Origin of the sequence: Paenibacillus qinlingensis (assembly GCF_013204845.1) — a bacterium.
Taxonomy (GTDB): domain Bacteria; phylum Bacillota; class Bacilli; order Paenibacillales; family NBRC-103111; genus Paenibacillus_E; species Paenibacillus_E qinlingensis.
This window is the reverse complement of the sequence record NZ_JABMKY010000011.1, coordinates 44,506-58,001: the sequence shown is the minus strand read 5'-3', so window position 1 is coordinate 58,001 and position 13,496 is coordinate 44,506. Positions and strand designations below refer to the sequence as shown.

Annotated in this window: 12 protein-coding genes; 2 read left to right on the top strand and 10 right to left on the bottom strand. The window is 45.9% G+C overall.

Annotated features, from left to right (window positions below; genetic code table 11):
* Positions 1–3: 3 nt before the first annotated feature.
* From HQN88_RS19875 to HQN88_RS19850, 6 genes are all read right to left on the bottom strand, one after another.
* Positions 4–2,193 (bottom strand): glycoside hydrolase family 88/105 protein, encoded by a 2,190-nt coding sequence (locus HQN88_RS19875; RefSeq protein WP_173115766.1) that lies wholly within the window; start codon positions 2,191–2,193, stop codon positions 4–6.
* A 912-nt stretch (positions 2,194–3,105) separates the two neighbouring features.
* Positions 3,106–5,379, bottom strand: coding sequence for a helix-turn-helix domain-containing protein (locus tag HQN88_RS19870; protein WP_173115764.1), 2,274 nt, complete (start codon positions 5,377–5,379; stop codon positions 3,106–3,108).
* A 128-nt stretch (positions 5,380–5,507) separates the two neighbouring features.
* Entirely contained in the window at positions 5,508–7,040 is a 1,533-nt protein-coding gene (locus HQN88_RS19865) for an extracellular solute-binding protein (protein WP_173115762.1), read from the bottom strand.
* Positions 7,041–7,103: 63 nt separating this feature from the next.
* The gene (locus HQN88_RS19860) at positions 7,104–7,982 is read right to left on the bottom strand and encodes a carbohydrate ABC transporter permease (protein WP_173115760.1); all 879 of its coding nucleotides are present in this window, start codon (positions 7,980–7,982) and stop codon (positions 7,104–7,106) included.
* Between the two features lie 15 nt (positions 7,983–7,997).
* A complete protein-coding gene (locus tag HQN88_RS19855) occupies positions 7,998–8,963 on the bottom strand; it encodes an ABC transporter permease (protein ID WP_173115758.1) in 966 nt (321 codons plus the stop codon).
* Positions 8,964–9,225: 262 nt separating this feature from the next.
* Complete coding sequence (locus HQN88_RS19850) at positions 9,226–9,447, bottom strand: hypothetical protein (RefSeq protein ID WP_246320346.1); 222 nt, start codon at positions 9,445–9,447, stop codon at positions 9,226–9,228.
* 147 nt (positions 9,448–9,594) lie between these two features.
* On the opposite strand from HQN88_RS19850, the gene HQN88_RS19845 reads away from it, so the two are divergent.
* On the top strand, positions 9,595–10,344 hold the full coding sequence (locus tag HQN88_RS19845) for an SDR family NAD(P)-dependent oxidoreductase (RefSeq protein WP_173115756.1): 750 nt from the start codon (positions 9,595–9,597) through the stop codon (positions 10,342–10,344).
* Between the two features lie 96 nt (positions 10,345–10,440).
* The gene (locus HQN88_RS19840) at positions 10,441–10,602 is read left to right on the top strand and encodes a hypothetical protein (protein ID WP_173115754.1); all 162 of its coding nucleotides are present in this window, start codon (positions 10,441–10,443) and stop codon (positions 10,600–10,602) included.
* On the opposite strand, the gene HQN88_RS19835 is transcribed toward HQN88_RS19840, so the two are convergent.
* The 4 genes from HQN88_RS19835 to HQN88_RS19820 form a co-directional block, all read right to left on the bottom strand.
* On the bottom strand, positions 10,599–10,970 hold the full coding sequence (locus HQN88_RS19835; protein ID WP_173115752.1) for an RNA polymerase sigma factor: 372 nt from the start codon (positions 10,968–10,970) through the stop codon (positions 10,599–10,601). The genes HQN88_RS19840 and HQN88_RS19835 overlap by 4 nt on opposite strands.
* Positions 10,971–11,174: 204 nt before the next feature.
* Positions 11,175–11,702 (bottom strand): HAD-IIIA family hydrolase, encoded by a 528-nt coding sequence (locus HQN88_RS19830; RefSeq protein ID WP_274319287.1) that lies wholly within the window; start codon positions 11,700–11,702, stop codon positions 11,175–11,177.
* Between the two features lie 239 nt (positions 11,703–11,941).
* Positions 11,942–12,436, bottom strand: coding sequence for a hypothetical protein (locus HQN88_RS19825; RefSeq protein ID WP_173115750.1), 495 nt, complete (start codon positions 12,434–12,436; stop codon positions 11,942–11,944).
* Between the two features lie 293 nt (positions 12,437–12,729).
* Positions 12,730–13,392 carry a FusB/FusC family EF-G-binding protein gene (locus HQN88_RS19820; protein WP_173115748.1) on the bottom strand — a complete coding sequence of 221 codons (663 nt, stop codon included), beginning with the start codon at positions 13,390–13,392 and terminating at the stop codon, positions 12,730–12,732.
* Positions 13,393–13,496: the final 104 nt, after the last annotated feature.

Below are 13,496 nucleotides of genomic sequence, written 5' to 3'. Positions count from 1 at the left end.
TGTCTATAACGTTGCTAACATCCTATCCATCGCATCGGCTTCAATTCCAGCAAGCAGGACGATGCCAATGCCGTGAGGATCATTCGTAACCACCTTAAGCTCATATTTGTAATACTCAGGGGAAAAGGAATATTTGGATCCACAGCATACACCATGGACGGATCCATTTCCTTCAAAAGCATGGCATATCAATCCGCTCCACGCTTTGCGTACCGCATTTGCATACAATCGGGGCTTATCCAGCCAGCCAAAGCGCACTCCTCTCGCAAAAGCATAAATAAACATCGATGTGCAGGACGTTTCCTCGAATGAACTTTCATCTGTCAATACTTGATGCCACAAGCCATTCTTCCCTTGCCGGGCAAGTAACCCCTCGGAGAACTCTTGGAAGAAGGCAAGTAGATCTCCTCTGTCCGGGTGGTTCTCCGGCATGATCTCCAGCAGCTCCGATAAAGAGAAGAGTACCCAACCATTTCCGCGTCCCCAAGGTATCCCATTCGCCATTGGGAATTTAAAGTCATAGACATGAGACATCAAATTTTTATCTGAAAGATACAAGTATTTCTTAAAAAGAAGAAACTGTCTGGCAGCATCATCCAGCCATTTGCGCTCACCTGTTAACATGTAGTAACGGCACAGGAAAGGGGTACTCATATATAAGTCGTCTGCCCACAACGTGTTTTCCATGTAATAACCTTTGGATTCCCGATAAAACGCACCGTCGTCCTGCCGCTCTTGCGTATTAGCCATATAGTCGGCAATGATATGGGCCAACCTGACAAAGCCTTCCTCTTGCGCTTCTTTATTCGCCTCGAGCATCGCACTGCCGATGGAACCGCAATCGTCCAGCATCTTCATATCAACCAGCTTCGTGTTCATCGCTGGATACCCATATTGTTCGCGATCCCACAGCGCATAGCTGTACATGGACGTACACGCTTTCAGATGTTGAAGTACGTATCGGACGATATCATATCTCGCGAGTTTTCTGCCCGTCTGGAGAAGGCCGTACAAGGTGACGCCGATTGGATAGTTCCATCTTGCGTAACGGGCATTGTGAAGGTAGGGCCTAACCCATACACCTGGCCTGTCTACCCGCCAAAACGTGTGGTTACCCTCTTCCATTTCGAACAAACGAGTCATCGTTTGCAGCTGCTCCGGGAGGATACTTTCAGATCGTTCAAGCGGCCCTACATACAGCCAGCATTCATCCGTACCTTTCACCGGATGCGGCAGACTGAACGAATACGGCTCATCGTTAGCGGACACTTCCAGTGAGAAACCCCAGTCTCTCTCCCCGTAGCAAGCCGACTCGACTAACCAATTATGTGCTCCGTATGGGAGATCGACCTCAACCTCAAATGATCCTTCCGTCTCGGTTAGAGCGACTTGTTCATTATTAACCCATATACGCAGCGGGCCGGTTGCCCATCCTTTCAGGGCGAATGGATTCCTATCGGGGAGGACGGATTCCCCTTTCGACCACGCATAGGCCACTTTATCCGGCTTAATCCCGAATAGGCGAGCGCAGTTCATCAGCGACGCTTGATCATTCGTCCACTCTCGAGAAGGTAACCACCGGACTGGCGATTCCGATTCGGCTCCTTTCACATCAGGAAAGTTAGTTTCCCCGAACCTTTCATCGTCTTGTGGCTCCGAATATACCCAGCCACCACAGTCATATCGTTCATGGAACGGGTTCATGAAATCCAGCGGATTCGAATGGCTCCGGTTTGAGCCAAATACACAACCGAAACCAGAGGCTACCTTACGGAAGATGAGTAGGAAAGCATTCCAGCCTTTTTGCAGCTGTACGTCCACGATCTTGCGTGTCTCTACGTTTACCTCTTCGGCTACACTTGATTTATAAAGCAGCTTGCCATTCAGCAGCAGCTTGGTCGGACCATAACAATTGAGAGCTGTTTCGACAGTCCTGACATTGTCACTCCACAGCATGCCAAGGGCGAAAGCATATTGACCAAAGGAAGCATCCGGATGCTTATTCTGCATATTAAAATCAAATCTGCCATCCTGCAGCTGAGGAATCGAAAGCCTGCTATAGCACCGAAATACGAACGGATGCGGGGGATTGTTCGCTATATAAGCACCGGCAATCGTCTCAAGAATCGTATCTGTGTTCTGATCTGCCAGCTTATAGGCCATGCCGGCTTCTACTTCGAAATACCGTTTCATACGCTCTCCTCCTTTCGCCTTTAAATATAGGTTCCATGCTGGATATCAGTCTATATTCATTTGTTCAGATATGAAAAAAGGCAGCGTGCAACGGCCGGCCGGGACGCTTACCCTGCGCACAGTTTTTGTGCGCTAGCGTGCGACAGCCGACCGGGACGCTTTCCTTGCGCACAATATTTGTGCGCTAGCGCGCGACGGCCGACGGAGACGCTTACCTTGCGCACAATATTTTTGCGCTAGCGCGCGACAGCCGGCGGAGACGCTTACCTTGCGCACAGTTTTTGTGCGCTAGCGCGCGACAGCCGACGGGGACGCTCCACTTGCGCACAGTTTTTGTGCGCTAGCGCGCGACAGCCGGCGGAGACGCTCCACTTGCGTACAGTTTTTGTGCGCTAGCGCACGACAGCCGGCAGGCCCGCTTACCTAGCGCACATTATTTGTACGCTAGCGCGCGACAGCCGACGGAGACTCTTCACTTGCGCACATTATTTGTGCGCTAGCGCGCGACGGCCGACGGAGACGCTTACCTTGCGCACAATATTTGTGCGCTAGCGCGCGACAGCCGACGGGGACGCTCCACTTGCGCACAGTTTTTGTGCGCTAGTGCGCGACAGCCGGTGGAGACTCTTACCCTGCGCACAGTTTTTGTGCGCTAGCGTGCGACAGCCGACGGTGATGCTTCACTTGCGCACAATATTTGTGCGCTAGCGCGCGACAGCCGACAGCGCCACTTACCTTGCGCACAGTTTTTGTGCGCTAGCGCGCGACAGCTGGCAGGCCCGCTTACCTTGCGCACAATATTTGTGCGCTAGCGTCTGACAACCGACGGCGCCGCTTCCTTTGCACGGAGCCTGCACAAAAAACGCCCTTCTTCCGGTATTTCCCCGGTTTGAAGGACGCTTCGTTGCTCGCTTATTTCATTGGGCTTCCTGCAGCAGGAATCTCTTGCATCCGTTCGCGGTACTGACCAGGTGTTTCCCCCTCAACCTTGCGGAAAGAACGGATAAAATTCGTTGAATTTGTATATTTCAACTTTTCGGAAATGTCGGAGATCTTCATATTCGTCTCTACGAGCATCTTCTTGGCGATCGTCAACCGGTATTGTAACAAATAATCACCGAAATTAACGCCGGCTTCCTGTCGAAATACTTTACTGACATAATGGGGATGGTACTCGATACGGTCGGCACACAGCTCTAACGTTAAGTCTGTATCATATTCATCATGAATGATCTGGATGACCGCTTCCGAAATTTTGCGGAATTGATGGCTGCGTCTTTCCTCTAAAAGCAGCAATACTGGACCTACAACGACTTCCTTAAACCAAGCCTCGACCTCTTCCGTCGTTCTCAGATTGAACAAGCTTTCCACGATCGATTCATCGTCTTTCATAAGCGTGCGAATGGAAATCCCTTGATCCTGAAGAAGACTTCCCAGTTCGGATAAGAACCGCATAAGTGAAAACTGGTAGTCATGAAAATGAAACGGCTGTACAACCAGTTCCCGGACCATTTGATGCAGAAGAAAGGTCGCTTGTTCCAAGTCGGAGGCATGAACGGCCTGCCTAAGTTCATCCGAAATTTTAACGGGATACGAAGTCTCAGCAGGGGAATCCGCAAAAATATCACGTATGGAAATAATCGTCTCGTGTCCGAGCTTGACCCTGTATCTGAGAGCATCAATGGCTTCCTTATACGCTTTAGGTACTTTCGTCCATTCCTCGAATGCGTAACTAAGCCCAACGCTTACAGAGATTCCTAAATAAGTACGAACTGCTCGCTGAATCTCTTCAGCCAGCTTAAATACGTCCTCTTCCCAACTCGGATCGCTGCTATCCGTACCCAGAATCGTCAACTGAGATTCGTGCAGCACGATTGGATTTAGGAAGGCTCGTCGTGGAGCAAGCTCCCCTGCAATATTGTTTACGGCAAACAATAGCAGATCCAGATCCTTCCCCTCGTACCGGCTTCCTTCCAGCGTGTCGATTTCGACAGCCATGACATACATCCTCTGCCAACTCTGAGGGAATTGAAGATCGGATAGCTTCTCCTTTATTTCCCGCGGTCCAACCTCGCCAAAAAAGAGCTTTTGCACAAAAAATTGATTTAACTGAACAACCTGCCCCTGTATTTGACCGGACATCTCCTGTTGGCGATTCAACAAGGAATGAAACCGCGTGCCGATCTGCTGCAGCTCATCCTCTCGTTTGAGATTATGGAGCGGTTGTTGTTGCACATCCTGGCCGACTACTGTTGCATACAGCTTGCGTATCGGGCTATAAAAGCGATTAGAACCCATGACCGAAAAGATAAGAACTGCAAACGTAATAATCAAGCAGATCCAAATGGTAAACTGCCCGATCGCTTTCGATTCTTGCGTAATCATATCAATTGAAACCGCCGATACATACATCCATCCCGTGAGACTGGAACGAATAAAAGTAACAGAATACTCCTGCTTGCCGTAGTGGACATTGACTTTGCCCCCATCGCCATCCAGCCTTTTCAGTTGATTGGCTAGCTCCGTTTCACCGAGAAAGGCACGCGTAAAGCTTTCATCTTGATAACCAAGCAGTTTCATCTCACTATCTAACATAAAAACGCTTCCAAGCGGGCTTGTGTCTAACAAGAGCTTACGCAGGTGTGAAAAGGGTATATCTGCCGTGATGATCACATCGGGATCTGGATCATAAGCTGGCTTTTTACTGATCATGCGAATCCCGTTTTTATTCGATTCCCATATTGTCTTTTGCGGAATATCCAAAGTGGGATGGCTTTCATCTTGGTTAAAAGGATAAATCCCCTTATTTCCAATCTGCCATTTGCCGTGCATGTTGTAGAATTCAATATCACTAACACCTAGCTCAAACACCTGCAATTGACGAATCGTTCCTGTCAGTTGTTCAAATTCGTTATAATATTTACCCTCAAGCGGCAAGGAGAGCACACTCTCCACAAATGGGGAGTGCAGCATCGTTGTGGCGGAAGCTTCCACCGTCTTCAAGTTCTGCTCGATACGTGACTGGCTTAACTTTAATATTTGAAAGTTGCCTTCCTCCACATACTCTTGAATCGTACCCGAAGTACGAAAATAAGAAAAAAATCCCAATGCCAGCAGCGGTACGACACCAAGTAGAAACCCGTATAGCACTAATTTATTTAAATATGTGAGACCTCGAGTTTTCATGAATATACCTCCGCTGCTGGATGCTTGATCTTTCAGTTCTTATTTTAGCATATAACCAATGATAGCTAGTCGATTCCCCGTTAGTAAGCGGAAAAAGACGGAAGAGATCTCCCATCTTTTAATGCCGATTATTTACCGCCTTGCTTCTTGTAGTCCTCTGTAAATTCCTTGATGATTTGATCTCCGCCTGCTTTACTCCACTGTTCAAGCGCTTTTTTGTAGCCAGCCTCGTCGATTTCGCCCATGATGAACTTAATCTGCGCGTCACGGCTAATTTTATCTAATTCTGGCCCTTTCTCTGTTTTGGTTTTGGAATCCAGTGGTGTCGTTACATCGTAAATGGCAATCTTCGCATTGTCAGCCACCAGCTTCTTACCCTTAATGACTAGCGGGTCTGTTGATCTAAGCGGTAACTCATTACTTGGATTTGCGACGCCAAAAGAAAGATAGTTCGCGTCTGCTTTTCGATCTTCGGCGCGGGGATTCACAGGTTCAACGAATCCGTCTACGACTTTGTAATCAATATCTTTAATACCTTTCCCCAACAATGTTAACATTTCTGGCGTCGACATTTTATCATAGAAAGTTAGTATTTTCTTTAAATCTGCTTCTGTTTTAATGCTGCTCTTAGAAAATACAATGGCTCCATTGTATCCTGAAGTAGCTGATACGATCAGCCCTTTTGGTCCCGTCACACCTTGAATCAAATCGAATTCAGCTTTCGGATTCACCTTTACCGCTTCTTTCTGAATAACCGGAGCGTCGGATTCTACGGCGATCATGATCCCAGCTTTGCCTTGTGCCATCATATCCCGGCGTTGCTGCGTATTGATGATAGGAAAGTCGGGATTCATCAACTTCTCGGCAAACAGCTTCTTGTAATATTTAAGACCTTCCAAATACTCTGGCGTCAAGAAGTTGGGAACTACTTGCCCGTTCTGCACGCCATAATTCATCGGAGCCCCATGATAAACGGCAATGCTGCGAACCATTGCATTTAACCCGTCTTCCACCAGTCCGACCGTATCTTTCTTGCCGTTCCCGTCCGGATCATTTTCTGTAAATGCTTTCGATACTTTGTATAGATCATCCAACGTCTTCGGCATCGCCAGGCCCAATTTATCCAGCCAATCCTTGCGGATCGTAATAACGTGGCGGGCTGCATCCCTATGACGAGGAAGCATGTAATATTTACCATCAATTGCAATTCCTTTTAATACCTCTGGGTCCATTTGTTTGCTCAAATTCGGATAGTCCTTCAGATAAGGACCGACTTCCCAGAATGCTCCTGAACGGGCTGCATTGATGATATTAGCAGATTTCGTTTCATTCGTGTACATGACTTGTGGCAGCGTTCCGGAAGCCAATGTTGCATTCAGCTTCTCTTTATATGCCGTTTCAGGTACCCACGTAATATTCAACTTCGTATTCGTAAGTTTCTCCAGCTCTTTTTGTACATCACTTGTTTCTTTCGGTGCTACGCCAGCCAATGTACTCATAATTTCAATTGTCGTAGGCGTTGCGTCTTTCGCTTTTTCCGTTTGCTGTGCAGATGTTGGCTGCTCGGATGTTTGCTTCTCAGCGGAACAAGCCGTCATCAGCAAACCAACCATGCTAACCGCCACCACTGCTTTTACTCCCATGTTTTTACGCATATCCATGTGATCAAGACCTCCATTTTTATAATTGATAGGAATGCTATGGTTAAATGGGCTCTAGATTATTCATCCTTTGATAGAACCCATCATAACACCTTTCGCGAAATGCTTTTGTAAAAAAGGATAAACGCATAGGATTGGTAGCGTAGCGACCGTAATAACAGCCATTTTCACCGTTTCTGGCGGCAATTGGATATCCCCGTCTAGGTTCGCAGCATCATCTATCCGGCCTTCGGATAACAGAACAAAAGATCGAAGCAGCACTTGAATCGGCCATTTGTCGGTATCTCGGATATACAAGATGGCAGACATGAACGTATTCCAGTGGCCAACTGCGTAGAATAAACCGAATGTTGCAAGCGCCGGCAGCGAGAGCGGAAGGATGATGCGTATAAGGATACTAAGATCATTCGCACCGTCGATTTTAGCTGATTCCTCAATGCCGTCCGGCATCTGCTGGAAGAAGTTTTTAAGAATAATGAGGTTAAAGGTACTAATTGCACTCGGAATAATGAGCGCCCACATGGAATCCAGTAGTCCCAAAGCTTTCACGATCAGAAACGTGGGGATCATGCCTCCACTAAACAGGAGTGTGAAAATCACCATCATCATAATCGGTCTACGTCCGATCAAATCTCTTCTGGAAAGTGGATAAGCCATCAAGCAAGTCATGACCAGGTTAACGATGGTTCCGCCCACTGTTATCAGAACAGTTACCAGAAGACTGTTCAGAATACGGTCCGTTGAGAATATAAAACGGTACGCATCCAGCGTGAAATGTGTTGGAAAGAGTACGAAATCTTTCGTTAACTTCTCCGTCGGGCTAGCGAATGAAGAACTAACAATATGAATAAAGGGAAGCAGTGTACTTAGCGCAAACAGAATCAGAATTGTTGAATTGATAATGTCAAATAAACGAGAACCCCAACTTCGATCGTGAATCATGTGTATCACCCTTCCTTAGAAAATTCCCTCTTCACCGAATTTTTTGGATAACCGATTGGCAATTACGACTAGAATAAGGCCAACCGCTGATTTGAACACACCTATGGCCGTTGAATAACTGTACATTCCGTTCAGGATGCCGGCTGTATAGACATACGTATCAAATATTTCAGCTACTTCTCGGTTGAGCGAATTAAGAAGCAAGTAGACATGCTCGAATCCGAGCTCAAGAATATTCCCAAGATGCAAAATAAACATGATCAATATAGTGCTTCGTATCGACGGCAGCGTGATATGCCACATTTGACGTAACCGACCTGCGCCGTCCATTCGTGCCGCTTCATATAGATGGGTATCCACTCCTGCCAGAGCTGCAAGGAAGATGATGGTCCCCCATCCTGTATCGCGCCATATATTTTGCAAGATATACATCGGGATAAATTTATCAGGGTCCATCATAAGCGTGAAAGGTTCGAAACCAAGTGAAACGATCCACTTTTGAAATACGCCGTCCTGCGACTCAAATAGGACATAGAACATGCCGATAATGATCACCCAAGACATGAAATGAGGGATGTAGATCAGCGTTTGTATCGCTTTCTTGAACTTTTCTTTCCTCAGTTCATTGAGCATAAGCGCTACAATAATCGGCATCGGAAAAACAACAACCAGATTAACGAGCGATAAGACCAACGTGTTCTTCAGTATCGTAAAAAATGTTGGTTCGGTGAACAACCTGATATAGTGCTTCAAACCAACCCATTTACTCCCGGACATCCCCTGGAATGGAGAGTAATCCTGAAAACCAATTACAATTCCCCACATGGGACCGTATTTGAATAGTAAGAAGTAGACAATCCCCGGCAACAGCATCAGATATAGCCACCGATCCTTAAGCAGCTTCCCCGTCAGGCGATTCAATCTTCTCCTTTTCGCTTGTGTGTCAGCCTGTTTATGTGCTGAATAATCGATTGCAGCCATTATGTCGTTCACTCCTTCTCTCTAATGAATCATGCCCGCCGCATCCTTCCGGAGCGACGTTTACAACTTAATACTAGTAAGCGGAGGAAATATCCGTCTATATTCATTTGTTCAGAAAGGGTGGTCATCCGTTGTCCCCGTAGTAACTCACCCCTTTTGATCATTTGTTCGACTGGTCCTTTATGAATGATTGCTGACGAAAAAAGCCCCAGTGACTGTACTAGCTCACCGGGACTATTTATGTCTATCCTTGTATCTACCGTCATCCTTCCGCGGCAGTTTCATTTCCGATCTTTATGATAATCTTCCCATAGGGGGCGATGAATTTTTCTAACGTGTTCACGACTTCCTCTCTTCGGCCCTCTTCGACATTTACAGTGTCATTTGAAATATCATTTCTAATGCGTATGAGCACAAATAAAGGGGGCAATGCAGCTTCACGAAGAGCTTTAATCATGTTTTCTTCTTGTGGTGTAATATTCATTACGTATCACACTTCCTTTCTGGTACATTTCTGCTCGAGATAATCTCAGTATAAACGTTGACACCAGTGTTAGAGTCAAGGGGAGACATGTATGTTAAAGCAGCAGGTGTGTTACACTGTTGAAAAATAGAAATTGAGGTGATTCGTATGCGAAAAATCGCAGTCATTACTGGCGGAGGTCAAGGTATAGGACGAGCCATTGCGCTTTCTTTTGCCCAAGAAGGTTATGGCATTTCCATAGCAGATGTTCATCAAGATAGAGGGTTGGAGACAATTGAGCTTCTACGCCCCTTTACAGACGATGCACTCTTCATGAAGGTCGACGTCTCCAAAAAGGAGGAAGTTGAACAATGGTTGGAACGTACGTCTTCCGTTTTGGGCAGCATCGATGTGTTGGTGAATAATGCTGGTATTATGCATAATACCGATGTGTTGGAGCTTAGCGCAGAGCAATTTCAGCGGGTCATTTCCGTAAATCTGGGAGGTACTTTTCACTGCTCGCAGGCTGCAGCCCGCATCATGAAAGCACAAGCAAGGGGAGGCGCCATCATTAATCTCTCGTCAACCAGAGCCGTGATGTCGGAGCCTAATACCGAAGCATATTCAGCCTCCAAAGGAGGCATCTCTGCACTGACCCATGCGATGGCCATTAGTTTAGGTGGTTATGGAATTCGCGTCAACGCGATATCTCCAGGGTGGATTGAAGTAAGGGACGAGGGCAGCTTTACCCACACGGAAACGGATAAAAGTCAGCATCCAGTAGGCAGAGTTGGCATGCCAGAAGATGTTGCAGCGGCTTGTCTTTATTTAGCTAGCGAGAAGGCAGGATTCATTACTGGTCAGAATCTTACGGTAGATGGCGGTATGACCGTTAAAATGATGTATGTAGAGGAATAAATGCCTATAGCATTCGTTAGCCTCTCCATGACACGGCGTGGATAACAAATCGGTTATAGGAAATCCTAATTCCTAATAAAGGAAGGGGTGGGCAATTTGAAGGATGAAACAACAATTCCTCAAGAGCATGAAACGTCACACATGTCGGAGCTCCCGTTTAATCACGATTACGATCTGATGCGTGCCTATGCCGAACAATTAAATGGCGAAGTCGAAGCCAGAGAAGTTAGAGTAGTTAGAGAAAACAGACTTGACTAACATTCTCCAGCTTGCTTCTCTAGGTACGCGCGAATGGAAGGATCCATACAGAGTCCGATTGAACGGCTATATGCGTTACGGGCTTCTTCGAACCTCTGCATCCGCTTGAACAAATGGGCGCTCAGTGCCCAATAAGGTTGATAGTTCTTGACTGCTTCGGCCGGAACTTCTTCCAGTAGCACCATCCCCATTTCGGCCCCGCGCGCCTCAGCAACGGCTGCCGCCCGGCCGACGATAGCGCCGATAGTTGGAGCGATACGTACGAGCCCCTCGTACAGCAACGCGATTGCTTTCCATTCCGTTCGGCCCGTCCAGGCACGCTGGGCATGCACGGATTGAATCGCCGCTTCCAGCCCAGCTTTCAGCATATGCCTCCTTGTGAATCGGATCGTTTCGTTTGGCAAAATCCTCTGTCGTTTCATACATAAGCAGTGTGTAGTTCATGGTTATTGCTCCTCTCAACATTCATAATGGGGCGTTTCATGTCTTCACTATAATGACGATCCAGACCTATGAATTTCTACATCATGCGAAAATATTTTTTGATGTTGGCTGCTTTTCCATGTTACTAGTTAACTATTGTTGCCAATCAACCATTTCACTGCATCTAACAGGTCCTTCGCTACATAATCTGGTGATGCTTGCTCATACCATTTGTGCCGGTATTTTTCCAATGACTGTTTCCCCCAGCCTGTCTCCACAAGAATCCTTATAGATCCCACTGCGGCAGCTGCAAGCATATCTGTCGAACCTACATCACCAATAACAGCGCAATGACGAAGATTCAATTCATGCTCTGTCGCAGCTTTTTGAAGCATGCCAGGTCGTGGTTTATGACACTCACAGCCTTCTTCAGGCTCATGAGGACATACATATGCGGCATCAAATCCATAACTAATGAATTCTTCTTGGAATTCTTGTTCCGTCACTAGTCCCTTAGATATGTTGTGTTGATTCGTTAAGGCAAATATTTTAATGTCATGTTCTTTTAATAACTGCAATGCGACTAAAGAAAAAGGGAATAACGCAAAATCTCGAGGATGAATGAAGTGACCATTCCCGCCTAATGTTCCATCACGATCAATAAAAACAGCTTGAATCTCCAGTCAAATCCCCCCTCATGATCTACTTAATAAGTTTGGTAATTCTCTAAATACTTGGAATAATCCTTCCCTTTCGTTTAAAAGAAAAAAGAGACCCACAGCAACGGGCCGCGGGTCTAAAGGTTTATATTTTAAAAGGGGGTCGTCTTTTATTATAGTCCTGAATGATTAATAGCAGATGAAAATAAGATTTCAATCATGTAACAAATATTTACTTTTATGCGGATTTGAATCGGCTAGCGTCTTTTTAAAATGTCTTCTACTTTGGCTTGCATAGATTGCACCGTTGTTTTCCTGTATTGCATACCAAGCCGAATGACCTTCAATTGCTGTCTGCGGGATAGCGTTCTGAAACGTGGTTCCTGCTTTAAAAATTTACGAATGATCGTCCAACTGTTAATTTCAAACCGGTTTGGTTTTAGGTAAGGAACTTCATAAGGCAGTTGTCGTTTTCGAAATCGATTAACAAGATTGCCAAAGTTAGTTGAAATCTTGCTTTCATCTACGAGACACACAGCCCGATTTTTATTTGTGTGCTTTTTGAGGAAAGCGAAATGATGGTGTCCGTCTTGGATAATATAGCCACCATCTTTCTTGCTTTTTTGCACAATTAGTAATTGCATAAGGTCCTGTGCCACTTTTTTTAACTCCTTCTTACGTGGCGAGGCCTTCGTATCGGTACTTTCCTGCTTAATCTTACTTAGAGGTATATATTGCACTGTATATCTCAACGCTACCCCTCCTCAACACCGCTGATTAATGTAATGTATTCCAACTTATTACAGTGTATGTATCTTAGTGTATGGGAGGTTCTTGCTTTCACTGGGAAAGTCTGATCCTATGGCTATTAATGGCTAGGCCTTCATGCTAGAGGTTTCATTAACAAGAAAGCAATGTACGCCGGTCTGTTTGAGTGCGCAGGCTGTTTGCCGACATAGCTTTTCAATGCAAAGAAGCCACTCCATTGGCTGGAGTGGCTTTGTCTTTATTGGCTGTTATAGCCCTTTGAATAACATAGCGTTCGTTACGGACCGACCAACACGCCATGAAAGAATTTCTCCAATACGTCGACATCCGTTATGTTCTTGTTGCAAACCTCGCTATGCACACACAAATAATTACCTATAGCCCTGTAATAATCTGGCGATACACCTTCCGGTTTCCACTTCGTCACAGCAGTAAAAAGCGCGACCTCCGCATGCCGATTGCACACAAAGCAAACGCCTTTCTTATTAGTCGGCGTATACTTCCCTTCAATGCCGTTTAGCCTTCCGTTCAGATCATAAACAATAAATAACTTATTCGTTGCAATATCGGTCCAGCCCAGGTATGTCGCGAATCTATTAGTGATACCGTTAAGATCAGGTATTTTCAGTTTCTTTTGCTTAGGGAAAAGTTTCTTTATTTGATTCTCCGTCACATCCGCATATTCCACTGCTACATAAGGCTCCAAGGCATGCAGATATCGCTGAAAGTCCGCAGTGGTTTGTAGCTGTTTCAGGTTCACAAGCAATTGTTTTTGAAAATCAGTTAAGTCCGAAAACAATCCGCTTATCTTCGCTTCTGTATCATTGCGAACCGCTTCGACCACTTTCAAATTGGAAACGGAGTTACAGGCACTTTGTAACTGACCGATCAGCTTCTTAATCTCGTTGTATTGATGGTTTCTAATGAATGGTTGACTCATAGCTTTCAGCCCCTTATTTTTGATAAAAATAAAATAAGCTGCAAAGCCCCATGATTAGAAACGATTTTTTCTCGGGCGATCACCATAAACGAATCACCCCATGC